The 23,135-nt window shown below is 71.2% G+C and carries 21 protein-coding genes and 1 pseudogene; 16 read left to right on the forward strand and 6 right to left on the reverse strand.

Annotated elements, in window-relative coordinates; all coding sequences use genetic code 11:
* Positions 1-29: 29 nt before the first annotated feature.
* Complete coding sequence (locus tag O3438_RS28590; protein ID WP_269683785.1) at positions 30-773, forward strand: MerR family transcriptional regulator; 744 nt, start codon at positions 30-32, stop codon at positions 771-773.
* On the opposite strand, the gene O3438_RS28595 is transcribed toward O3438_RS28590, so the two are convergent.
* The 3 genes from O3438_RS28595 to O3438_RS28605 all read right to left on the reverse strand — a co-directional run bounded on the left by O3438_RS28595 (position 719) and on the right by O3438_RS28605 (position 2,665).
* Positions 719-1,498, reverse strand: a complete 780-nt coding sequence (locus tag O3438_RS28595) for a class F sortase (RefSeq protein ID WP_269683786.1) — start codon at positions 1,496-1,498, stop codon at positions 719-721. The two genes, O3438_RS28590 and O3438_RS28595, sit on opposite strands and share 55 nt — an antisense overlap.
* 75 nt (positions 1,499-1,573) lie before the next feature.
* On the reverse strand, positions 1,574-2,098 hold the full coding sequence (locus O3438_RS28600; protein WP_269682699.1) for a hypothetical protein: 525 nt from the start codon (positions 2,096-2,098) through the stop codon (positions 1,574-1,576).
* Positions 2,099-2,200: 102 nt separating this feature from the next.
* A complete protein-coding gene (locus tag O3438_RS28605; protein ID WP_145779335.1) occupies positions 2,201-2,665 on the reverse strand; it encodes an Lrp/AsnC family transcriptional regulator in 465 nt (154 codons plus the stop codon).
* A gap of 148 nt (positions 2,666-2,813) precedes the next feature.
* Between O3438_RS28605 and O3438_RS28610 the strand changes: the two genes are divergently transcribed.
* The 14 genes and pseudogenes from O3438_RS28610 (at position 2,814) to O3438_RS28675 (ending at position 15,803) form a co-directional block, all read left to right on the forward strand.
* Positions 2,814-3,716, forward strand: coding sequence for a tryptophan 2,3-dioxygenase (locus O3438_RS28610; protein ID WP_269683787.1), 903 nt, complete (start codon positions 2,814-2,816; stop codon positions 3,714-3,716).
* A gap of 14 nt (positions 3,717-3,730) precedes the next feature.
* Positions 3,731-4,993: pseudogene (gene kynU / locus O3438_RS28615) on the forward strand (kynureninase); the annotation flags it as partial.
* Positions 4,994-5,070: 77 nt separating this feature from the next.
* Positions 5,071-6,408: an FAD-dependent oxidoreductase gene (locus tag O3438_RS28620; RefSeq protein ID WP_269682700.1), complete on the forward strand. Its 1,338-nt coding sequence runs from the start codon at positions 5,071-5,073 to the stop codon at positions 6,406-6,408.
* The gene (locus O3438_RS28625; RefSeq protein WP_269682701.1) at positions 6,405-7,913 is read left to right on the forward strand and encodes a 2-hydroxymuconic semialdehyde dehydrogenase; all 1,509 of its coding nucleotides are present in this window, start codon (positions 6,405-6,407) and stop codon (positions 7,911-7,913) included. The genes O3438_RS28620 and O3438_RS28625 overlap by 4 nt, the downstream gene beginning before the upstream one ends.
* Before the next feature lie 20 nt (positions 7,914-7,933).
* Complete coding sequence (locus tag O3438_RS28630; protein WP_145779339.1) at positions 7,934-8,731, forward strand: 2-keto-4-pentenoate hydratase; 798 nt, start codon at positions 7,934-7,936, stop codon at positions 8,729-8,731.
* Positions 8,728-9,660 carry an acetaldehyde dehydrogenase (acetylating) gene (locus O3438_RS28635; RefSeq protein ID WP_269682702.1) on the forward strand — a complete coding sequence of 311 codons (933 nt, stop codon included), beginning with the start codon at positions 8,728-8,730 and terminating at the stop codon, positions 9,658-9,660. The genes O3438_RS28630 and O3438_RS28635 overlap by 4 nt, the downstream gene beginning before the upstream one ends.
* The gene (dmpG, locus tag O3438_RS28640; RefSeq protein WP_269682703.1) at positions 9,657-10,754 is read left to right on the forward strand and encodes a 4-hydroxy-2-oxovalerate aldolase; all 1,098 of its coding nucleotides are present in this window, start codon (positions 9,657-9,659) and stop codon (positions 10,752-10,754) included. The genes O3438_RS28635 and dmpG overlap by 4 nt, the downstream gene beginning before the upstream one ends.
* Positions 10,751-11,524, forward strand: a complete 774-nt coding sequence (locus tag O3438_RS28645; protein WP_269682704.1) for a 2-keto-4-pentenoate hydratase — start codon at positions 10,751-10,753, stop codon at positions 11,522-11,524. The genes dmpG and O3438_RS28645 overlap by 4 nt, the downstream gene beginning before the upstream one ends.
* Entirely contained in the window at positions 11,521-11,943 is a 423-nt protein-coding gene (locus O3438_RS28650) for a RidA family protein (protein ID WP_269682705.1), read from the forward strand. Before O3438_RS28645 ends, O3438_RS28650 begins: the two co-directional genes overlap by 4 nt.
* Entirely contained in the window at positions 11,940-12,464 is a 525-nt protein-coding gene (locus O3438_RS28655; protein ID WP_269682706.1) for a 3-hydroxyanthranilate 3,4-dioxygenase, read from the forward strand. Before O3438_RS28650 ends, O3438_RS28655 begins: the two co-directional genes overlap by 4 nt.
* Positions 12,464-13,465, forward strand: a complete 1,002-nt coding sequence (locus O3438_RS28660; protein WP_269682707.1) for an amidohydrolase family protein — start codon at positions 12,464-12,466, stop codon at positions 13,463-13,465. The genes O3438_RS28655 and O3438_RS28660 overlap by 1 nt, the downstream gene beginning before the upstream one ends.
* A gap of 108 nt (positions 13,466-13,573) precedes the next feature.
* Positions 13,574-15,037 (forward strand): amidase, encoded by a 1,464-nt coding sequence (locus O3438_RS28665; protein WP_269682708.1) that lies wholly within the window; start codon positions 13,574-13,576, stop codon positions 15,035-15,037.
* Between the two features lie 51 nt (positions 15,038-15,088).
* Complete coding sequence (gene ctaJ, locus O3438_RS28670) at positions 15,089-15,409, forward strand: aa3-type cytochrome oxidase subunit CtaJ (RefSeq protein WP_442929671.1); 321 nt, start codon at positions 15,089-15,091, stop codon at positions 15,407-15,409.
* The gene (locus tag O3438_RS28675) at positions 15,396-15,803 is read left to right on the forward strand and encodes a DUF5130 family protein (RefSeq protein WP_088988018.1); all 408 of its coding nucleotides are present in this window, start codon (positions 15,396-15,398) and stop codon (positions 15,801-15,803) included. Before ctaJ ends, O3438_RS28675 begins: the two co-directional genes overlap by 14 nt.
* 74 nt (positions 15,804-15,877) lie before the next feature.
* Here O3438_RS28675 and O3438_RS28680 read toward each other — a convergent pair whose 3' ends face one another.
* The 3 genes from O3438_RS28680 to pepN form a co-directional block, all read right to left on the reverse strand.
* On the reverse strand, positions 15,878-16,063 hold the full coding sequence (locus O3438_RS28680; protein ID WP_269682709.1) for a hypothetical protein: 186 nt from the start codon (positions 16,061-16,063) through the stop codon (positions 15,878-15,880).
* Between the two features lie 52 nt (positions 16,064-16,115).
* The gene (locus tag O3438_RS28685) at positions 16,116-19,382 is read right to left on the reverse strand and encodes an RHS repeat domain-containing protein (RefSeq protein ID WP_269682710.1); all 3,267 of its coding nucleotides are present in this window, start codon (positions 19,380-19,382) and stop codon (positions 16,116-16,118) included.
* A 251-nt stretch (positions 19,383-19,633) separates the two neighbouring features.
* A complete protein-coding gene (gene pepN / locus O3438_RS28690; protein ID WP_269682711.1) occupies positions 19,634-22,183 on the reverse strand; it encodes an aminopeptidase N in 2,550 nt (849 codons plus the stop codon).
* 219 nt (positions 22,184-22,402) lie between these two features.
* On the opposite strand from pepN, the gene O3438_RS28695 reads away from it, so the two are divergent.
* Positions 22,403-23,029, forward strand: coding sequence for a mycothiol-dependent nitroreductase Rv2466c family protein (locus O3438_RS28695; RefSeq protein WP_269682712.1), 627 nt, complete (start codon positions 22,403-22,405; stop codon positions 23,027-23,029).
* Positions 23,030-23,135 lie beyond the last annotated feature (106 nt).

Here is a 23,135-nt window from a genome sequence, read left to right on the forward strand (position 1 = left end):
TGGAGGCTGACGAACCCTCAAACGGCACGATGTACCGGCCGGTCGACCTGGCGCGTCGGCACGGACTCTCCGCGCAGGCGGTCCGCAACTACGAGCGGGAGGGCGTCCTGCCGCCCGCCGAACGCACCCCGAACGGCTACCGCCGGTTCACGGAGGCGCACGCCAAGGCGTTGAGCGCCTACCTGGCGCTGATCGCGGGCCACGGTCATGCGGCGAGCGGCGACATCATGCGCGCCGTCAACCGGGGCGAGATCGACACGGCTCTGCGCACGATCGACCAGAGTCATCGCCTGCTGCACCGGGACCGGGAAACCCTGGACGCGGTCGAGACGGCGGTCGCGACGCTCGTCGGGGCAGAGTCCCCACCGCAGAGTCGAGCTGCCGTACCGATCAGCGTGGTGGCACACCGGCTCGGTCTGCGACCCGCGACCCTGCGCAAGTGGGAGCTGGCCGGAGTTCTGCGTCCGCAGCGCGACCCCGGGAGCCGGCACCGCGTCTACGCACCCGACGACGTCCGCGACGCGGAACTCGCCCACCTGCTCCGCAGGGGCGGCTACCGGCTCGACCACATCGCCACAGTGCTGCGTCGGGTACGCGAAGCCGGCGGCACCGAGGCACTCGCCGGATCGCTGAGCCAGTGGCGGAAACGACTCACCGAGCGCGGTCAGGCCATGCTCACCGGCGCCGGACGGCTCGCCGACTACCTCGACGGCGGGCCTCAGCCATTCCGTGCCTTGACCAGCGACGCGAAGACCACCACGTTGTCCGAGTAGCCGGTCTCACCGCCGACCCACTGACCGCCGCAGGTGATCAGCCGCAGGCTCGGGCGGCTGAAGTCGCCGTACACCTCGTCCACCGGCAGTCGACCCTTGTCGAACCGTTCCACCGAATCCACCTCGAAGACCGCCACGCTCTGGTCGGTGCGGGTGACCTCGATCTGGTCACCGGAGCGCAGTTCGCGGAGCTGGTGGAAGACCGCCGGCCCGCTGGTGGTGTCGACGTGTCCGACGATCACCGCCGGGCCGTACTGGCCAGGGGTGGGTCCCTGGTCGTACCAGCCGGCCTCCTGCGCGCGGGTCGCGTCCGGTACGGCGATGGTGCCGTCCGGGGCGATGCCCACGTCGTGCACCGGCGCCCGCAGGTCGATCTTCTCGATGGCGAGGCTGGTCGGACGGCTCGACGACAGCACCGGGAACTTCTTCGGCGGCTGGCGCAGGCCGGCGCTGATCCGGTCCGGCAACAGACTCATGCCGGTCACCTGCTCGACGCCGAGCATCGCCACGATCAGCACCATCAGGGTGGCGACGGCAAGCACCGGCAGCCCCGGGCCCGTACCGAAGCGGCGTCGGGTCAACGGCGACGGTGTTCCGGCCGGACGCCTCGGTGGCAGCGGCTGGGCGGCCGGATCGGTGGTGGTGACGCTGGCCAACCCGGCCTGCCCGGCGACCCGTTGCAGTCGGCGGGAGGCACGGGCCACCAGCCGGCCGGACGCGCGCAGCGCCGGTCCGGCCCGGAGGCGGGCGCGGCGGTTCGGCCGCGCCCGCGCGGATCTGCGGGTCATTGGTCGTCCGGCTCAGGAGCCGGCTCCGGTCCGACGCCGACCGCCGGCCATGCCGAGCGCGATGGCGGTGCCCACCAGCGCCACGCCGCCGAGCACCAGCAGCGAGCCGGTGCCGCGACCGCCGGCCGTCCCGCCGCCCCCGGTCGCCGGTCCCTTGCTGGGCGAGGCCATGTTCAGCACGGTCAGGGTGGTCGAGGCCGTCTGCCCGTTCTCGCAGCGCAGGTCGACCGGGTAGTCACCGGCCTGCTTGTCCCGCGGAATGGAGGCCTGCGCGGTCAGGAAGCCCTTGTCCGGCCTGAGCGTGACCGACCCGAACGCGTCGGAGTGGACGCTGGACTGCCGGCTGTTGTTGTCGTTGTCGCAGTTCGCCCGGACGGTGACCCGACTGCCGGCTTGGGCGCTGTTCGGTGTCACCTCGACGAAGGTGTTCTCACCGGCACGTGCGGGGGCGGCCGAGATCAGGACGAACGCCCCGATCAGCCCCAGCAGTGTCAGTACGGACGAGAGCGCGCGGTTGACAGTGCGGATTCCCTGCATGATTACCCCCCAACCGGCGACGACCGCCGGAACCCTCCCCTGGGCACGCGCGCTGCTTTCCCGCTGGCGCGGGGGCAAACCCGCAGGCGGGCAGGGGTGGGGTCAGCGTTGGCGAGGGGTGGCCGGGGCCGAGGGGAGCGGGGTGATCGGCTGCCAGCCCAGCGGGGAGGAGAGGACCATCGTGCTGGACGGCTGGCCGTACGGGGCGAGCCGGTCGATCACTCCCTCGAACGCGCCGATCGATCCGGCGGCCACCTTCAGCACGCTGCACGCGTCGCCGGTGATCCGGTGGATCTCCAGGATCTCCGGCCACCCGGCGACGGACGAGTCGTGCAGGATGCACCGCGCGCCGTAGCAGGACATCCGGATCAGAGCGACGACAGTGCGACCGGCCCGGCTCAGGTCGACGTGGGCGTGGTAGCCGGTGATGACGCCGGACTCCTCCAGCCGTCGGACCCGCTCCGCGACGGACGGTGGCGACAGGTGCACCCGCCGGGACAGCTCGCTGAAGGAGAGCCGCGCGTCGGCCTGCAACTCGCGCAGCAGTGCCCAGTCCATGTCGTCCACGCTCAGACCTTACTTTCGTGAACCGACTTCGCCTAGTTGCCTTTGGTTCGCCAGGAGATGGCGGCGAGAGCCGTTGATTCGGCATTCCACAGGCCGTTCCGACCGCGGGATCATGACGTCGGCCAGTCCGGGGGAGGGAGACGAGATGGTGGATCAGACGGAGCGGCGGGCGCCGAACCGCCGCGCCACGGTGCGACCGGTAACCCCTGTGCAGCGTGCGCAGCAGGCGGAACGCACCGGCGGCGAGCCGACGCTGGAGTTCGCCGACATGGTGCCGTACGACGCGTACGTGCAGGCCAGCGCCCTGCACCAGATGCAGCACCCGCTCAGCAGCGACCCGGGCGAGATGTCCTTCCTCATGGTCAGTCAGATCATGGAGCTGTACTTCGGGTTGACCTGCCACGAGCTGCGGGAGACCCAACGGTTGATCCGCGCCGACCAGGTCTGGGAGGCGATGACCCCGTTGCGTCGGGCCAAGCTGCACCTGGAAGGGCTCAACGCCGCCTGGCAGGGCCTGCGCTGGATGAGCCCGGCCGACTTCAACCGGTTCCGCAACCTGCTCGGCGAGGCCTCCGGCTTCCAGTCGGCCATGTACCGGCAGTTGGAGTTCCTCCTCGGGCTACGCGACCCGACGCTGATCCGACCGTTCCGTCGGCAGACCGAGGTGTACGCCGCGTTGACCACCGCGCTGGCCGCCCCGAGCCTCTGGGACGACGTGGTCGCGCTGCTCGCCCGGCGTGGCTTCGACCTCCCCGCCGACCTGCTGGACCGGGACGTGGCCGTCGAACACGATCCCCAGCCGTCGGTCGAGGCGGCCTGGGTGCGGATCTACGACGACGCCGCCCCGGACAACCACCTGCGGATGCTCGGCGAGGCGCTGAGCGCGGTGGCCGAGGAGTTCGGCGACTGGCGCTGGAACCACGTCAAGGCGGTGCAGCGGACGATGGGTGCGAAGGTCGGCAGCGGAGGCTCCGCCGGCCTGGCGTGGCTGCAACGCAGCATGGCCCGGGTGGTCTTCCCGGAGCTGTGGTCGGCCCGTACCGCGATGTGACCGGAGAGCGAGACATGCACACCCCTGTACAAGAAGCGCAGCGCCTGGACGAGGCCGACCCGGGCCACCGGCACCTGTTCCACGTGCCGCCCGCCGACGGCGGCGACCACAGCGAGGCGGCGTACCTCGCCGGCAACTCGCTCGGCCTGCAACCCCGGGCCACCCGCGACGAACTCCTCGCCGACCTGGACGCCTGGGGGCGGCTCGGTGTCGAGGGGCACCTGGAGGCGGAGCGCGCCTGGTTGCCGTACCACGAACTGTTGACCGCGCCGGCCGCGCGACTGGTCGGCGGCCGGCCCGCGGAGACCGTGGTGATGAACTCGCTCACCGTCAACCTGCACCTGCTGATGGTGAGTTTCTACCGCCCGGCCGGCGCCCGCACCCGCATCGTCATCGAGGACGCCGCGTTCCCCTCGGACAGCTACGCGGTGCGCAGCCAGGCCCGGTTCCACGGCCTGGACCCGGACGACACAGTGGTCCGGCTGCGCCCGCGCGACGGCGAGACGTCGCTGCGCACCGAGGACGTGACCGACTACCTGGCCGCCGAGGGCGACCGGGTGGCAGTGGTGCTGCTCGGCGGGGTCAACTACCTCACCGGTGAGCTGCTGGACATCCCGGCGATCACGGCGGCCGGGCGGGCCGCCGGCGCGGTGGTGGGGTGGGACCTGGCCCACGCGGTCGGCAACGTGCCGCTGGCCCTGCACGACTGGGACGTCGACTTCGCCGCCTGGTGCTCCTACAAGTACCTGAACTCCGGCCCGGGCGCCCTGGCGGGTGTCTTCGTGCACGAGCGGCACCTCGGCGATCCGGACCTGCCCCGCTTCGAGGGGTGGTGGAGCACCGCGGCGGCCACCCGGTTCGAGATGACGCCGGTCTCCCGGCCACCGGCCACCGTGGAGGCGTGGCAGATCTCCAACCCGCCGATCTTCGCGATGGGCCCGGTGCGCACGTCGCTGGAGCTGTTCGACACCGTCGGGATGCCGGCGTTGCGGGCCCGCAGCCTGCGACTCACCGGCTGGTTGGAGTCGCTGCTGGACGAGGTCGTCGTCGACCGGCCGCTGCGCGTGGTCACCCCGCGCGACCCGGCCCGGCGTGGCTGCCAACTCTCGGTGCGTATCGGCGCCGGCAGCGCCGCCGAGCTGACCAAACGCCTGCGGTACGAGCACGGCGTCATCGCCGACGCCCGTGAACCGGACATCGTCCGGTTCGCCCCGGTCCCGCTCTACTCCACGTACCTCGACTGCTGGCGTGCCGCCACCGCGCTCGCCGCAACCGTCGGGCCGGTGACCTCTGTGAGCGCGAGGAGTGAGCCGGGTTTGCGAGCCCCGCAGTCGCGAACGAAAGGCGGCTCAGCATGACCGCGCGACGCGACGAGGTCGCGATCATCGGCGCCGGGCTGGCCGGCTGTCTGGCCGCCTGCTTCCTGGCCCGGCGGGGTTACCCGGTGGCGCTCTACGAGCGCCGCTCCGACCCACGCGGCGGCACGGCGGAGCGGGGCCGTTCGATCAACCTGGCGCTCTCCGAGCGCGGCCTGGACGCGTTGCGTCGGATCGGGCTCGCCGAGCAGGTCATGACCGACGCGCTGCCGATGCGCGGCCGGATGATCCACCCGGTCGAGGGGGAGCAGCAGTTCCAGTCGTACAGTGCCGCCGGTGACCGGGCGATCAACTCGATCAGTCGGGGCGCGTTGAACAACGCCCTGCTGGACGAGGCCGCCGCGCTGCCCGGTGTGCGGGTCGTCTTCGACCACCGGCTCGTCGGGCTCGACCCGACCGACGGCTCGCTGAGCTTCGACACCCCGCAGGGCACCGTCGCGGCCAAGGCGTCGGTGGTGCTGGGCGCCGACGGTGCCGGCTCCGCGGTGCGGGGGCAGTTGCTCGCGTACGGGCTGCTAAACGAGAGCGTGGACTTCCTCGACTACGGCTACAAGGAGTTGACGATCCCGCCGCTGGGTGGTGACTTCGCCCTGGACCCGGACGCCCTGCACATCTGGCCGCGGGGCACCTCGATGATGATCGCGTTGCCGAACCCGGACCGCTCCTTCACCTGCACGCTGTTCTGGCCCAACGACGGTGCCGGCAGCTTCGCCTCGCTGACCGGCCCGGCGGAGATCGAGCGGCACTTCGCCGAGCACTACCCGGACGTCGTTCCGCTGGCCCCGAACCTGGTCGACGACTACCAGCAGAACCCGGTGGGCGTGCTCGGCACGGTCCGCTGCACGCCCTGGCAGGTCAACGGGACTGTCGGTCTGCTGGGAGACGCGGCGCACGCGATAGTGCCCTTCTACGGTCAGGGCGCCAACTGCGCGTTCGAGGACGTGGTCGAGCTGGACCGCTGCCTGGACGAGTGCGCCGACGACTGGGCGGCGGCGCTGCCGTTGTTCCAGCGACGCCGGCAGGAGAACGCCGAGGCCATCGCGACGATGGCGCTGACCAACTTCGTGGAGATGCGGGACAGGGTCGCCTCGCCGGTCTTCCAGGCCCGGCGGCGGGTGGAGCACGCGTTGGAACGGGCCCTGCCCGGCCGGTACGTTTCGCAGTACGAACTGGTGTCGTTCTCCACCACCCCGTACGCGGAGGTGCGCCGCCGGGTGCGCCGACAGCACCGGGTGCTCGGCGCGGTCGTCGGCGGAGCCGCGGTGCTGCTGGTCGGCGCGATCGGCGCGGCACTGAGTCGAGGGAGGCGAGCATGACCGGCAACTGGGATCCGCGACTGATGACCGGTCACGGGCACGGTGACCCGCAGCGGCTGCGCAACTTCGTCGCCGGTGAGTTCGTCGACGGGGGGCCGACGTTCACGAAGGTCAGCCCGGTGACCGGCGAGCAGGTCTTCGAGGTGGTCGAGGCGTCGAAGTCCACTGTCGACGACGCGGTGGCCGCCGCCCGGGCGGCGCTACACGGGCCGTGGGGCCGGATGGGCGAACGGGAACGCGCCGAGGTGCTGCGCCGGGTCGCCGACGAGCTGGAGCGCCGCTTCGACGACCTGGTCACCGCCGAGGTCGCCGACACCGGCAAGTCCGTCTCGCAGGCCCGCACGCTGGACATCCCCCGTGGGGCGGCGAACTTCCGGGCGTTCGCGGAGATCGTGGCGACCGCGCCCACCGAGTCGTTCACGACAGTCACCCCGACCGGCGGCCGGGCGCTCAACTACGCGCTGCGGAAGCCGGTGGGCGTTGTCGCTGTCATCGTGCCGTGGAACCTGCCGCTGCTGCTGCTCACCTGGAAGGTGGCGCCGGCGTTGGCGTGCGGCAACGCCGTGGTGGTCAAGCCCAGCGAGGAGACGCCCGCCTCGGCGACGGTGCTCGCCGAGGTGATGGCCGCCGCGGGCGTACCGGAGGGCGTGTTCAACCTGGTGCACGGGTTCGGGCCGGACTCGGCGGGGGAGTTCCTCACCCGCCACCCGGGCGTGGACGCCATCACCTTCACCGGCGAGTCGGCCACCGGCGGCGCGATCATGCGGGCCGCCGCCGACGGCGTGAAGGCGGTGAGCTTCGAGCTGGGTGGCAAGAACGCCGGCCTGGTCTTCGCCGACGCCGACCTGGACGCCGCCGTGGCCGGCTCGGTGCGGTCCAGCTTCACCAACGGCGGTCAGGTGTGCCTCTGCACCGAGCGCATCTACGTGCAGCGCCCGGTCTTCGAGGAGTTCACCGCCCGGCTGGCGAAGCGGGCCGGCGAGCTGGCGTACGGCTGGCCGACCGACGAGGCGACCGCCACCATGCCGCTGATCTCCCACCAGCATCGGGCGAAGGTGCTCGGCGCGTACGACCTGGCTCGGGCCGAGGGCGCCGAGGTGCTGACCGGCGGCGGCTCGCCCACCTTCGGCGACGCCCGCGACGGCGGGTCGTACGTGCAGCCGACGGTGCTCACCGGGCTCGGCCCGGACGCCCGCACCAACCGTGAGGAGATCTTCGGCCCGGTGGTGCACGTCGCGCCGTTCGACACCGAGGACGAGGCGTACGCCCTCGCGAACGGCACCGAGTACGGCCTCGCGGCGACCGTGTGGACCCGGGACGTGGGTGTCGCGCACCGGGCCGGTGCCCGGCTGGACGCCGGCATCGTCTGGGTCAACACCTGGTTCCTGCGTGACCTGCGTACCCCGTTCGGCGGGGTGAAGGCGTCCGGCATCGGTCGGGAGGGCGGCGTGCACTCGCTGAACTTCTACTCCGAACTCACGAACGTCTGCGTGGACCTGTCGTGAGCAGTAGCGAGGGAGCGGGCATGGAAGCTGACATCGAGGCCGCCAACCGGGAGCTGGCCGACGCGCGCAGCACCGGCAAGCCGTGCCCACCACTGCGCGGGCGGCTGCTGCCGGAGGGCGACGTCGAGTCCGCGTACCGCGTTCAGCAGCTCCAGGCGCGGGCCTGGCAGGGCCGGGGCGAACGCCGGGTCGGCGCGAAGATCGGGCTGACCTCCCGGGCGGTGCAGGAGACCTTCGGGGTGTTCCAACCGGACTTCGGCATGCTGACCGACGCCATGGCGGTCGGCGACGGGGTCGAGGTGCCCATCGACCGGCTGCTCCAGCCCCGGGTCGAGGCGGAGATCGCGTTCGTGCTCGACAAGGACCTCCCGGACCCGCAGATCACCACGGTCGACCTGATCCGGGCTGTCGACCACGTGCTGCCGGCGATCGAGATCGTCGACTCGCGGATCGCCGCCTGGGACATCTCCATAGTGGACACCGTCGCCGACAACGCCTCCAGCGGGCTCTTCGTGCTCGGCACCACCCCGCGCCGGCTCGCCGACGTCGACCTGCGGCTGTGCGGAATGGTGCTGGAGCACGCCGGTGAGCCGGTCTCGGTCGGCGCGGGCGCGGCCTGCCTCGGCAATCCGCTGCACGCCCTGCTCTGGCTGGCCGACACCCTCGCCCGCGCCGGTGACCCGCTGCGGGCCGGGGACGTGGTGCTCTCCGGGGCGCTCGGCCCGATGGTGCCGGTCACCCCCGGTGCCGCGTACGAGGCCCGGATCTCCGGGCTCGGCTCGGTGCGCACCTGCTTCAGCAAGGAGGTTTCGGCATGAGCGTCGGCGTGGCGGTGCTGGGATCGGGAAACATCGGGACCGACCTGATGATCAAGGTGTTGCGGCTGAGTGACAGCCTGCGGATGGTGGCGATGGCCGGCATCGACAGCGCCTCCGACGGCCTGGCGCGGGCCCGCCGGCTCGGCGTCGCCACCACCGCCGACGGCGTGGACGGGCTCGTCGCGATGCCCGAGTTCGCCGACGTCGAGCTGGTCTTCGACGCCACCTCGGCGGGCGCGCACCGACGCCACGACGAGGTGCTGCGCGCCCACGGCCGCACGGTGGTCGACCTGACCCCGGCCGCGCTCGGCCCGTACGTGGTGCCGCCGGTCAACCTCGACGAGCACCTGCACGAGCGGAACGTCAACATGGTGACCTGCGGCGGGCAGGCAACGGTGCCGATCGTCGCCGCCGTCCGCCGGGTCACCCCGGTGGCGTACGGGGAGATCGTCGCGTCGATCGCGTCGAAGTCCGCCGGCCCGGGCACCCGGGCCAACATCGACGAGTTCACCGAGACCACGGCCCGGGCCATCGAGGTGGTCGGCGGAGCCGAGCGGGGCAAGGCGATCATCGTGCTGAACCCGGCGGACCCGCCGCTGCTCATGCGGGACACCGTCTACTGCCTCTGCCCGGACGCCGACGCGGACACCGCCGCCATCGCCGCCTCGGTGGCGGACATGGTGGCGACGGTGCAGGAGTACGTCCCCGGTTACCGGCTCAAGCAGGACGTGCAGTTCGACAGGGTCGAGGCGTACCTGCCGACGCTCGGGCGTCAGCTCACCGCCCTACAGGTGTCGGTCTTCCTGGAGGTCTCCGGCGCCGGGCACTACCTGCCCGCGTACGCCGGCAACCTGGACATCATGACCTCCGCCGCGCTGCGTACCGCGGAGCGGCTGGTCGCCCTGCGGTCGACGGGAGCGGTGGCATGACCGACCTGTACATCCAGGACGTGACGTTGCGCGACGGCATGCACGCCATCGCCCACCGGTACACGGTCGACCAGGTGCGGACGATCGCCGCCGCGCTGGACGCCGCCGGGGTGGCCGCCATCGAGGTGGCGCATGGTGACGGGCTCGCCGGTTCCAGCGTCAACTACGGCCACGGCGCGGCCAGCGACGCCGAGTGGATCTCCGCCGCCGCCGAGGTGCTGACCACGGCGAAGCTGACCACGCTGCTGCTGCCCGGCATCGGCACCATCGCCGACCTGAAGGCGGCGAAGGCGCTCGGGGTGACCAGCGTGCGCATCGCCACGCACTGCACCGAGGCGGACATCAGCGCCCAGCACATCTCGTGGGCCCGGGAGAACGGCATGGACGTCGCAGGGTTCCTGATGATGTCGCACATGAACGATCCGGCCGGGTTGGCCGGGCAGGCCAAGCTGATGGAGTCGTACGGGGCGCACTGCGTCTACGTCACCGACTCCGGCGGTCGGCTGCTGATGTCCGACGTGGCGCAGCGGGTCGACGCGTACCGGCAGGTCCTCGCCCCGGAGACGCAGATCGGCATCCACGCGCACCACAACCTGTCGCTCGGGGTCGCCAACAGCGTGCTCGCCGTCGAACACGGCCGGGTCACCGGCTCCGCGCCGGTCGGTCCCGACGCACCCCACGGCCGGACCGTCCGCGTCGACGCGTCCCTCGCCGGCATGGGCGCGGGCGCCGGCAACGCGCCGCTGGAGGTCTTCGTCGCGGTCGCCGAGCTGCACGGCTGGAAGCACGGCTGCGACGTGTTCGCGCTGATGGACGCGGCCGACGACATCGTCCGCCCGTTGCAGGACCGGCCGGTCCAGGTGGACCGGGAGACGCTCTCCCTGGGGTACGCGGGTGTCTACTCCAGCTTCCTGCGGCACGCCGAGCGGGCCTCCGCGAAGTACGGCGTGGACGTCCGGTCGATCCTGGTCGAGCTGGGCCGGCGTCGGATGGTCGGCGGCCAGGAGGACATGATCGTGGACGTCGCGCTCGACCTGGCCGGCACGGAGCGTTCGCGTGACCCGCGGTCGCGGACGGAGGATGACGCAGCATGATCGGACCGGACATCGTGGGGATCGCCGAGACGTTGGGAACGGCGGCCGACACGGCCACCGCGATCCCGCAGCTCGCCGCCGAGACCGGCCTGGACGTGGACGCCGCGTACGCCGTGCAGGCCGCGCTGCTCCAGCGCCGGGTCGACGCCGGTCAGCGGCTGGTCGGTCTGAAGATGGGGCTGACCAGCAGGGCGAAGATGGCCCAGGTCGGCGTGGACGAGGTGATCTGGGGGCGGCTCACCGACGCGATGCGGGTGCCCGACGGTGGCGTGGTGGACCCGGCCGCGTACATCCACCCCCGGGTCGAGCCGGAGGTGGCGTTCCTGCTGGACCGGTTGCCCGAGCCGGGCGAGCCGGTCGGTGACTTCGCCGACGCGGTCCGCGCGGTCGCCCCGGCCATCGAGCTGATCGACTCCCGGTACGCGGACTTCCGCTTCTCGCTGCCGGACGTGATCGCCGACAACACCTCCGCCGCCGCGTTCGTGATCGGGGCGTGGTCGCCGGTGCCGGCCGGCCTGGACAACCTGGGCGTGCTGCTGGAGGTCGACGGCCGGGTGGCGCAGGTCGGCTCGACGGCCGCGATCCTCGGTGACCCGCGCCGGGCGCTCGACGAGGGCATCCGGCTGGCCGGGCGGCACGGGGTGCGGTTGGAGTCCGGCTGGGTCTTCCTGGCCGGCGCCGCGACCGCAGCCGTTCCGCTGCGTCCCGGCGCACACGTCCGCGCCGTCGTCGAGAAGCTCGGCACCGCGTCGTTGCGGGCGTCGTCGTGACCGCGCGGGTCGTCGCGGGAAAGGCCGTCCCTCGCGGGGCCTTCCCGCACGTCAAGGTGGCGGGCGGGTTCGTCTTCGTCTCGGGTACGTCGTCGCGGCGGCCGGACAACAGTTTCGCCGGTGTCGAGGTGGACGATCTCGGCACCACCAACCTGGACATCCGGGCCCAGACGCGGGCCGTCATCGAGAACGTGCGGGATCTGCTGCGCTCGGTCGGCGCGGACCTCGCCGACCTCGTCCAGGTGACGTCGTACCTGGTCAACATGAACGACTTCGGTGGTTACAACGAGGTCTGGGCGGAGTTCTTCGACGCGTCCGGGCCGACCCGTACGACAGTCGCGGTGCACCAGTTGCCGCATCCGCACCTGCTCATCGAGATCCAGGCCGTGGCCCTTCTTCCCTCAGGAGGTCAGTCGTGAGTGAGATCGCCGAACCGTTCAGCTTCCCGGGCTGGATCGCTGACAACCAGCACCTGTTGAAGCCGCCGGTGGGCAACAAGGAGATGTTCCCCGGCGGCGACGACTTCATCGTGATGGTGGTGGGCGGGCCCAACCAGCGCACCGACTTCCACGTGGACCCGTACGAGGAGTTCTTCTACCAGGTCAAGGGCAACATGCACATCAACCTGATGACCCCGGAGGGGCCGCGTACGGTGCACGTGCGCGAGGGTCAGATGTGGATGCTGCCGCGCAACACCCCGCACTCCCCGCAGCGGCCGGAGGCCGGCTCGATCGGTGTGGTCGTCGAGCGGGTCCGTGAGGAGGGCACGCTGGAGACCTTCCAGTGGTACTGCCCGGAGTGCGGCAACAAGGTGCACGAGGTGGAGTTGCAGGTCCGCGACATCGCCGCCGACCTCCCGCCGGTGTTCCAGACGTTCTACGCCGACGAGGCGGCGCGTACCTGCGCCGACTGCGGCACCCTGCACCCGGGCAAGGGCTGATGCCCGCAGGTGTGGTCGACGTGCACACGCACGTCGTACCGAAGGGATGGCCCGACCTCGGCGCGGCGTGCGGGGGGTCCGACTGGCCGTGGCTGCGGGTCGACTCCGAGCGCGCTGCCATGATCATGGTGGGGGAGACGGAGTTCCGCCCGGTCGGCGCCGAGTGCTGGGACGCGTCCCAGCGGCTGGCCGACATGGACGCCGACGGGGTGGACGTGCAGGTGGTCTCGCCCACGCCGGTGTTCTTCAGCTACGACCGTCCGGCCGACCAGGCGGTGAAGGTCGCCCGGATCTTCAACGACCTGACCCTGGAGGTCACCGCCGCCGGCGGCGACCGGCTGGTGCCGTTCTGTCAGGTGCCGCTGCAGGACCCGGACGCCGCCTGCGCGGAGCTGGATCGCAGCCTCGCCGCCGGCCACGTGGGTGTGGAGATCGGCAACCACGTCGGCGACCGGGATCTGGACGACGCCGGTGTGGTGACCTTCCTCCAGCACTGCGCCGAGGTGGGGGCACCCGTCTTCGTCCACCCGTGGGACATGCCGGACGGTCCGCGGCTGGGCCGCTGGATGGCCCGCTGGCTCACCGGGATGCCCGCCGAGACGCACCTGTCGGTGCTGGCGATGATCCTGGGCGGTGTGTTCGACCGGGTGCCCGAGTCGCTGCGGATCTGCTTCGCGCACGGCGGTGGCAGCTTCCCGTTCTGGCTCGGCCGCGCCGACAACGCCTGGCACCGCCGGGGTGACCTGGTGCGGGGCGCGTCCGTCGCCCCGCCCAGCAGCTACGTCGACCGGTTCAGCGTCGACTCGGTGGTCTTCGCGGCGCCCGCGCTGCGGCTGCTGGTCGACACGATGGGGGAGGACCGGGTGCTGGTGGGCAGCGACTACCCGTACCCCCTGGGCGAACGGCCGGCCGGCGCGGTGGTTCGCGACGCCGACTTCCTCACCGACGCCCAACGCGACAAGATCCAATCCGCCAACGCCCTGCGTTTCCTGCACGGCTGAAGCCACGGCGCCCCTGCGAGGAGAGCTGTCCCGAGGTCCGGTTGGTCCGATTTCGGCCGGCAGCGCGTGTCGGCTGCGCCGAGGGCCGGCGACCGGCAGGATGGCGGGATGGCCGAGCCGCACGACCTGACCGCGTTGGAGCAGGCCGCCGCGATCGCGCGCGGTGAGCTGACCAGCGTCGAGCTGGTCGAGCATTGCCTGGGCCGGGTGGCCGCGCTCGGCGACACCGTGGGGGCGTTCGTCACCGTCACACCGGACCTGGCCCGGCAGGCTGCCCGTGCCGCCGACGCAGTGCCGGTCGAGGCGCGTGGCCCGCTGCACGGCGTGCCGACCGCCATCAAGGACCTGACCCTCACCGCCGGGGTCCGCACCACCTTCGGTTCGGCCGCCTTCCTCGACTTCGTCCCGCCGGTCGACGCCGACGTGGTCCGGTTCATCAAGGCCGCCGGCCTGGTCAGCCTGGGCAAGACGACCACCTCCGAGTTGGGCTGCTCGCTCTACTCGGAGGGTCGGGTCGCGCCGCCCGCCCGCAACCCGTGGCAGTTGGCGTACACCGCTGGTGGGTCCAGCGGCGGCGCGGCGGCGGCGGTGGCCGCCGGGCTGGTCCCGGTCGCCCAGGGCTCCGACGGTGGTGGCTCGCTGCGCATCCCGGCGTCGCTCTGCGGCCTGGTCGGCTACAAGCCCAGTCGTGGCCTGGTCTCCGGCGGGCCGGTCGGCTCCGGCGCGTTCGGCCTGCCCACCGGTGGCCCGCTCGGGAGGACCGTCACCGACGTCGCCGCGCTGCTCGACGTCATGGCCGTGCCGGTGCCCGGCGAACCCTACCTTTCGCCGACCGCGCCGCCGGAGGGCTATCTGGGCGTGGCGCGCCGGGCCGAGCCCGGCCCGCTGCGGATCGGCCGGTTCACCACGCCGATGCTCGCCGACGAGCCGGTGCACCCCGACTGCGTGGCCGCCGTGGACACCGCCGCCGCGCTGCTCGCCGCGGCCGGGCACGAGGTGGTCGAGGTGCCGCCGCCGCTCACGCCGGCGGTGTGGCCGCTGTTCGAGATCCTCTGGTACGTGTTGGCGCTCGCCCCGGTGCCGCCGCAACGGGAGGCGGAGCTGCTGCCGTTGACGCGGCTGATGCGCGCCCGGGGTGCCGAGATCAGCGCCGGCACGCTCGCCGCCACCCTGGGGGAGTTGCAGGCGCAGGTCCGCCTCGGCACCCGCCGCACGGCCGGGGTCGACCTGCTGCTCTGTCCCACCCTGGCCGCCCCGCAGGCACCGGTGGGCTGGTTCACCGCCGATGGTGACCCGGCGGCCGACTTCGACAGGCAACGCCGCTTCTCGCCCTACTGCGCCGTCTTCAACGTCACCGGCGATCCCTCCGTCTCCCTGCCGGTGGGCAATACGACCGACGGACTGCCCGTCGGGGTGCTGCTCACGGGCCGGTACGGTGACGACGCGCGGCTGATCGCGACCGCTGCGCAACTGGAGAACTTCAGTGACGGATGGGATCGGCACCCCGCAATCTGGCGGGCCGCCGACTCCGCTAACGTGAATGGTGACGGCGTCGGGTGGTCGGCATCATGATCGTCCATTCGACCCGGCTGTTCGAGGTCGTCCTTCTTCCGCCTGGGGGCGTTGGGATTGTCTGTTACCGAGACGTTGCTGGTCTTCGTCGGCATCCCGCTGGCCGCGGTGCTGGTCATCACCGGTCTCACCTACGCCGGCAGCCGTGGTGGTGCCACCACCGGCGGGGGTGGCCACAAGCGCTACCGCCCGGGCCGGCCCTTCGACTTCACTCCGGTCTGGTTCCTGGGCCGTCCGGAGCAGCTGGCCGACTCGGCCGGCACCGCGCTGACGGCGGGGGCGCAGGCGCCCGCGCTGACCAGCCGCAAGCTTGAGCAGGCCAGCGTCGAGGCGCCGGCCGGTGGAACCGGAGGCGCAAGTGACCGTTGGTGAGAAGCAGACCGGGTCGGAGAATCCGCCCGAGGTGCTGGACGGGCCCTTCTCGACCCGCCAGTTGCTGCGCATCGACGAGGCGTTGCGCCTCGCCGACCAGGGCACCGGCCTGGTCTTCTCGGTCTTCGTCGGTGGTCTCGACGAGCCCGTGCGGGAGCACGCCCAGCGGCTGCACCGCCAGCTCGCCGACCCCGACAAGTCGGTGCTGATCGCGGTGTCACCCAACCAGCGTCAGCTGGAGATCATCACCGGGCGGTACGCCCGCAAGCGCATCCCGGACACGTACGCGAAGCTGGCCGCGCTCTCCATGGCCGGCGCGTTCAGCGGGGGCGACCTGGCCGGAGGCATCATCAACGGCCTCGACCAGCTCGCCAGCCACGCCGGCAAGGGCTGATCCAGACACACGACGAACCCCGGTCCGCTCTGTGCGGGCCGGGGTTCGTCGTGTGCGGAGCACTGCTCACGTCGTCAGCGTGAGCCGCTCCGCGACCGGAGCCGGTTGAGCGCGAGGCCGAGCGGAACGATCACCGCGGTGGCGGCGACCCAGCCGACCAGGCCGACCCAGATCGGACCGTCGTTGAGCACCGCCAGTAGGACGCACACCGGCAGCAGCCCCAACGACGTCGCGAGCACCGGTCGTAGCGACGTTCTCATCCGCGTGTCCTCCTTCGTCACGGTGTCGGCCAGCATCGTTCGGCTGGCGGCGTCAGTCCTTGTCGGCCTCGTCGGTCAGGTACTTGGTGACGACGCCACCGACGCAGCCTCCCACCGCGCCGAGGGCACCGCCGGCGAGGGCGCCGGCGACCCCTCCGGTCGCCCCACCGATGGCCCCGGTGACGAGGCCGCCGGCGGCACCGATCGCGCAGGACTCGCCGTAGTCGATGGCCAGGCCCGTCGGGTCGAGGTAGTTGACCGGGTTCGCGCCGGCGTACGCGTACCGGTTGCCGGTGGCCGGGTCACCGATGAACGCGAGGCTGTCCTGCTGCGTGAAGCGACCCGTCGCCGGGTCGTACCAGCGGCGGCCGAACTTGGTCAGGTCGTCGCTGCGCAGGCCGCCGGCGAACCCGATGGCGTTCTCCTCGGTCTCGTCGCCGTTGTCGACGGTCTTGACCACCTTGCCGTACGGGTCGTACGTGTAGGACGCGGCCAGCGATCCGTCGTGCTTCACCAGCGCCACCACCGAGCCGAGCCCGTCGAGGACGTAGAAGTAGTGGTGGAAGACACCGTTCGTCTTCGCCCGGAAGCCCAGCGGGGCACCGAGCTGGTCGCGCTCCACGTAGTGCCTGCTGTACGAGCTGGGCACCGTGTAGCTCTGCAGCATCGGCTGGCCGTTCTGGTCGTCCAACCCGTAGAGGTAGCGGTGTTCGAACGACGGGGTGGTCTTCCAGCCCAGCTCGATCTGGTCGGGTCCGCTGTACTCCCAGGTGACGGACGCGTTCGTCGAGTCCTTCCCGCTGGTCAACTGCCCGGCGGCGTTGTAGACGAAGGAACGGGCCGCCGAGCCGGACTTCTGGTTGCCGGCCGCGTCGTAGCTGTAGCCGGAGCTGGTGATCTGGTTACCGGCGTTGTACGTCAACGTCTGCGTGGTGGCACCGTCCACCTTGACCGACGTGCGGTTGCCGTTGCTGTCGTACGCATAGTCGTAGGTCTTGCCGTCGATGCTGGTGGCCTTGGTCAGCCGGTTGCCCTGGTCGTAGGTGTAGACGCTCACCGCGCCGCCACGGTGGTGATCCGTCTGCCACTGCCGTAGGCCGGTGTCGTCGGTCTTGGCGGTGGAGCAGGCGGCGGTGCCGACCCGCTTGGCGTAGCAGTAGGACACGTCGAAGATGGTGCTGGCGGCGCCGGACTGCCAGCGCTTGCTCGTGGTGCGGGTGATTCGGCCGGACTGGTCGAAGGCGTTGACCGTCTCGGCCACCGTCACCGAGGAGACGGCGAGTCTGGTGGCGGTCCGCCGTCCGTCGTCGTCGTACTCGAAGGTGTAGGTGCCGGTCGCGGCGACCAGCTTGGTGAGCAGGTTGCGGGCGTTGTACGTGTACAACGAGCTGCCCCGCTGGTCCCGCAGCTCGATGAGGTTGCCGACCGGGTCGTAGACGTACTCGTTGGTGGCCTGCCGGCCGACCAGCCGGTTGAGCCGGTCGTGCGCGAAGTTCTGGTAGCCGTTGCCGTCCTCGCGGGCGTAGACGTTGCCGGCGGCGTCGTAGGTGTACGAGACGTCGTGCGTCGCGTCCGAGTAGCTGATCGTCGTGACCCGGTCGTTCAGGTCGTAGTCGAAGTGCGTGGTCCGTCCCGCGCCGTCGGTGGCCTCGTGCACCCGGCCGAACTCGTCGTAGTTGATCGTGCGTACGCCGAGTGAGGTGCCGCTCGGTGGGGTCACGGAGATCAGCTGCTTGTTCGAGTCGTACTGGTAGGTGGTCTTGTTCGTGCCGTTGCCCGGGTCGGTCGAGGACTTCACGGTGCCGTCACTGTTGTACTCGATCTTCGCTTCGGCGGCCTGGGCGTCCTTCGAGGACAGTCGGTTGCCCGCCCCGTTGTACGTGTAGGTGCTGGTGTTGCCCTGGGCGTCCGAGCTGGACGACGGTTGGAAGTTTGCCGTCGGGTTGCTGGTGGTGGCGGAGTTCGCGTACGCGTAGGCGATGTCCGCGCCGGTCGGCGCGGCCGAGGCGGTCAGCGACTGCCCGTTGTTGGCCGCGTAGCCGTTGCTGGTGACGCCGCCCGTGCCGTTCGTCGAGGTGAGCACGTCGTTGTACGGCGTGTACGAGTTCTCCCGGGTCTTGCCCTCCGGGTCGACCGCCTTGGTGACCCGCTTGTCGGAGTTGATCGTGTACGTGGTGCGTGGCACCGAGGTGACCGGCTGCGACTGGTTGGTGTTGGCGTCCGCGACGAGCGTCTGCGTGGCCGACGGGTAGGCCCATCGGGTGACGGCGGTCGCTCCCGGTGCCTCCACCTCGTCGACGACCCGCTGGATCGAGGTGACCCGGTGCGCGGAGTCGTAGGTGAGGGTGGCGACCGATCCCGGGTCGGAACCCCTGATCCCGCTGGAGATCTTCGTGATCCGGTGCGACGAGTCGTAGGAGAAGCGGATGTCGTCCTCGGTCAGCGAGCAGATCTCGGTGAGGTCGCCGTTGGAGTTGTACGCGTACTCGATGCGCCGGTACAGGCCGCCGTCACCGTGCTGCTCGATCTTGGAGATGTAACCGTGGGAGCCGTAGACCACAGTGGCCGTGCGGACGGCCTGGCTGCCCCGGTCCGACGTGATCGTGGTGAGTCGGCCGTTGCCGTCGTAGGCGTAGTCGGTGACGTTGTCGTTGCGGTCCAGGCTGCGGTCCAGCAGCCCGGACGAGGTGAAGTGGAGCCGCCGGCCGCTCTCGTGCTCGGTCAGCTTCCACCCGCCGTTGTCGGTGGCGAGGGTGGCCTTGAACTCGTTCGGGGTGTTGTATGCGGACCCGTTGGGCGTGAACCGGCCGACCACCCCGTCGGAGGCGACGTAGGTGACCGAGTTGTCGTCGGCCTTGATCAGTTTGACGTCCACGCCGGAGCGGGTCCGCCAGCCGTGACCGAGTGACCCGGTCGCCAGCCCGCTTCCGGTGAACAGGCTGTTGTAGGCGGATCCGATCACGAGGTCGCGGGCGATGCCCGGCAGCACCAGGTCGGTGGTGCGGATGAGGAGGTTGCCGGAGCCGGTGTTGACCTCGGCGGTCACCCGGTCGGTCAACGCGAAGCTGGTGAACGAGCCGTTGCGCACCGATCCGGTGCCGACCGGTACCGAGATCGGGCCGGCGAGCATGCCGACCGGCGCGCTCGACGGGCCCAGCGCGATCGTGCTGGATGAGCCGGGTGAACCGGGTTGTGCGGGTGCGGTGCGGGCGGTGGCGGACTCCGGCCGAGTGAGTGCGGCGGCGGATGGCGCCGGTACTGTGAGGACCGATGCGGTGACGGCCAGTAGTGTCCAGAACGCGCGGTGGCGTAGGGCCACGGTTTCCCTCCCCGTGTGTTGGTGGCGGCAACGCACGGGATCGTCACACGTCGATTACTTTACGCGTGACAACCATTCGGATCTTTTCTCGACGACGCCGAAACTTCCGTCGATCTATATCAATGCCGATGGGCGCGTGTTATTAGTCCGCGCAGACCCGATCAAAGCCGGATCTTCGGACGCGACACCGACAACGGCCCGGGGCCGGCGCGGGCTCCCACCCACGCCGGCCCCGGGCCGGACACCGCTGGTCAGACGCTCTGGGCATCCTTCGCGCGGGCCTTCAACGCCCGCACCACACCGTCGCGACCCTCCGCGACCAACCGGCGCAGCGGGCCCGGGTGCCCGTCGCCGGCCAGCCACGCGTCGGTGGCCGCCACAGTGTCGTCCTCCACCAGGTAGGTCGGGTACGCCAACTGCGCGAACTCCTGCGCCGGCTCGCTGTCCCGAGTGGCCCACACCTGTGCGACGGTCGCGAAGTACCGCTCCCGGTACGGGGCGACCAGCTCCACCTGCGTCGGGTGCGCGAAGCCCTGCAACAGCGCCCGGTGCCGCCAGTTCGGCAACGCGTCGGGGCCGGTCAGCAGCGCCCACAGGGCGGCCTTGTTCTCCGCCGTCGGCACCAGAGCCTGGGCGTACGCGGCCTCCCGCTCACCGCTGGCGGTGCGGTCGCCGGCCAGCTCCGCCTCGATCTCGGCGGCACCCGCCGCGCCGTTCGCCACCAGAGCGGCGAGGACCGACCACCGCAACTCGGTGTCCACGGTCAGCCCGGCCGGGATGCCGGTGCCGTCCAACCAACCCCGCAACGTGGCCAGGTCCTCGTCGGAGCGCGCCGCCGAGGTGAACGCGCGAGCCCAGGCGATCTGGAAACCGCTGCCCGGCTCGGCGTTGGCGAGCGCGTCCCGGGCGGTCCGGGCCAGGTCGGCCCAGCCGGTCGGCGCCCACGCCGGGTCGGCGTACACGGTGAGCGTGGTGGTCGCCTGCCGCAGGGTGGCGGTGACCAGGTTGATGTCGGTCTCGGCGGGCAGCCCGCTCAGCGTCAGCGCCACGTAGTCGCGGGCGGACAGCTCCGCGTCGCGGGTCATGTCCCACGCGGCGGTCCAGCACAGCGCCCGGGCCAGCGACGACTCGAAGCCACCGATGTGCTGCACCACAGTCGCCATCGAACGCTCGTCGAGGCGCAACTTGGTGTAGCTCAGGTCGTCGTCGTTGAGCAGCAGCACATCGGCGGCGCGCACACCGCGCAGCTCGGCGAGGTCCGTCCGCTCACCGGTCACGTCCACCTCGTACCGCTCACGGCGGACCAGCCGCCCGTCGGTCAGGTCGTAGAGACCCACACCGATCCGGTGCGTCCGCAGCGTCGGGTACGCGGTCGGCGCCTCCTGCAGGACCGCCACCTGCTCGTACGTGCCGTCCGCGCCGATGGTCACCTCGGGGCGCAACGTGTTGACCTGCGCGGTCTCCAGCCACTGCGCCGCGAACTTGCGCAGCTCCCGGCCGGAGGCCGCCTCCAGCTCGGTGAGCAGGTCGTCGAAGGTGGCGTTGCCCCAGGCGTGCTTGCCGAAGTAGGCCCGCAACCCGGCGACGAACGGCTCCTCACCCACGTACGCGACGAGCTGCTTGAGCACGCTCGCGCCCTTGGCGTACGTGATGCCGTCGAAGTTGACCTCGACGGCCTCCATGTCCGGCATCTCGGTGTAGACCGGGTGCGTGGAGGAGAGCTGGTCCTGCCGGTAGCCCCAGTTCTTCCGGATGGACAGGAACGTCGTCCACGCCTCGGTGAACCGGGTGGCGTTGGTGTTGCACCAGTGGCTGGCCCACTCGGCGAACGACTCGTTGAGCCACAGGTCGTTCCACCAGCGCATGGTGACCAGGTCACCGAACCACATGTGGGCCAGCTCGTGCAGGATCGTGTTGGCCCGCTGCTCGTACTCGAAGTCGGTGACCTGTGAGCGGAACAGGTAGTGCGACTCGGCGTGCGTGACGCAGCCGAAGTTCTCCATCGCGCCGGCGTTGAAGTCGGGGACCCAGAGCTGGTCGTACTTCGGCAGCGGGTAGCGCACACCGAACTTCTCGTGGAAGAAGTCGAAGCCCTGCTTGGTGATCAGGAACAGGTCGTCGGAGTCGAGGTAACGCGCCATCGACGCGCGGCAGAACACGCCCAGGTCGATGCCGTCGTGGCTGTCCCGCACCTCGTGGTACGGCCCGGCGCACATCGCCGTGATGTAGGTGCTCATCCGCGGCGACTCGGCGAAGTGCAGCGTCTTGAGCGCCTCACCCGCCGGCTCCTCCCGCTGCACCGGCATGTTGGACACCGCCCGCCAGTGCGCCGGCACGGTGGCGTGCCAGGTGTAGACGCTCTTCAGGTCGGGCTGGTCGAAGCAGGCGAACACCCGCTGCGCGTCGGCGGTCTCGAACTGGCTGTAGAGGTACGTCTCGCCGTCCACCGGGTCGACGGTGCGGTGCAGCCCCTGACCACTGTTGGAGTAGGCGAAGTCGGCGTCGACCACCAGCGTGTTGTCGCTGTCCAATCCGGACAGCACCAGGCCCTTCTCGGCCGACCACTCGGAGAGGTCGACCGGGGCGCCGTTCAGCGTCGCGGACCGCACCGAGTCGGCGGCCAACTCGATGAACGTGCTCGCACCTGGTTCTGAACAGCGGAAACGAACCTCGGTGACGGACCGGAACGTACGGCCGTCCGCCGCCAGTACGGCGCTCGACAGGTCCAGCCTGATGTCGTACCCCGTCACGTTGAGCAGGCGGGCCCGCTCGGTCGCCTCCACCTGCGTCAGGTTGCGCACTCCCGGCACTGTTCGTCTCCATCCCACATCACGCCGACGCCCGGCGGCGTCCGTCTCCCAGCCACTCGTGACGGCTGGCCCGATTCGAGTCTTCCACGTACGGGCAGCCCGCGGTGGCCGAGGTCACGCTCTCATTCGGGTGCCGATCGACGCGCCGTGGGGTGAGGATTCCGATGAGACGCCGGAGCGCCGGCGCCCCTGTTGAGAAGGGACCTCACCGTGACCGATCGCGTCACCGCCGACATGTGGTTCGACCCGGCCTGCCCGTGGGCGTGGATCACGTCCCGCTGGCTTCTCGAGGTCGAGCAGGTCCGGGACGTGGACATCCGTTTCCACGTGATGAGCCTCGCTGTGCTCAACGACGGTCGGGACGAGCTGTCCGAGGAGTACAAGTCCTTCCTTCGCACCGCCTGGGGCCCGGTCCGGGTCTGCATCGCCGCCGAGCAGCGGTACGGCAACGACGTCCTGCGCCCGCTCTACACCGCGCTCGGCACCCGGATCCACCTCGGCAAGGAGGAGCGGCAGCGTGAGCTCTACGTCGCCGCGCTGACCGACGCCGGCCTGGACCCGGCCTTGGCCGACGCCGCCGACAGCACCGACTTCGACGAGGCGTTGCGGGCCAGCCACGAGGCCGGCATGCGCCCGGTCGGCCAGGACGTCGGTACCCCGGTCGTGCACGCGCCCGGCCCGGACGGCAGCCCGGTCGCGTTCTTCGGTCCGGTGATCACCCCGGCCCCGAAGGGGGAGGCCGCCGGTCGGCTCTGGGACGGCGTCCTGCTGGTCGCCGGCACGCCCGGCTTCTACGAGCTGAAGCGCACCCGCGAGCAGGGCCCGATCTTCGACTGAGTGGGGCGGAAGGGCCCCGGCGCGGACCGGGGCCCTTCCGCGTACGCCGCACGGCGTGTCGGGTCGCGGCCCTGCCCGTGCCGTCACCGGGAGACCGCCGCGCTCG

Source organism: Micromonospora sp. WMMC250 (assembly GCF_027460215.1).
Taxonomy (GTDB): domain Bacteria; phylum Actinomycetota; class Actinomycetes; order Mycobacteriales; family Micromonosporaceae; genus Micromonospora; species Micromonospora taraxaci.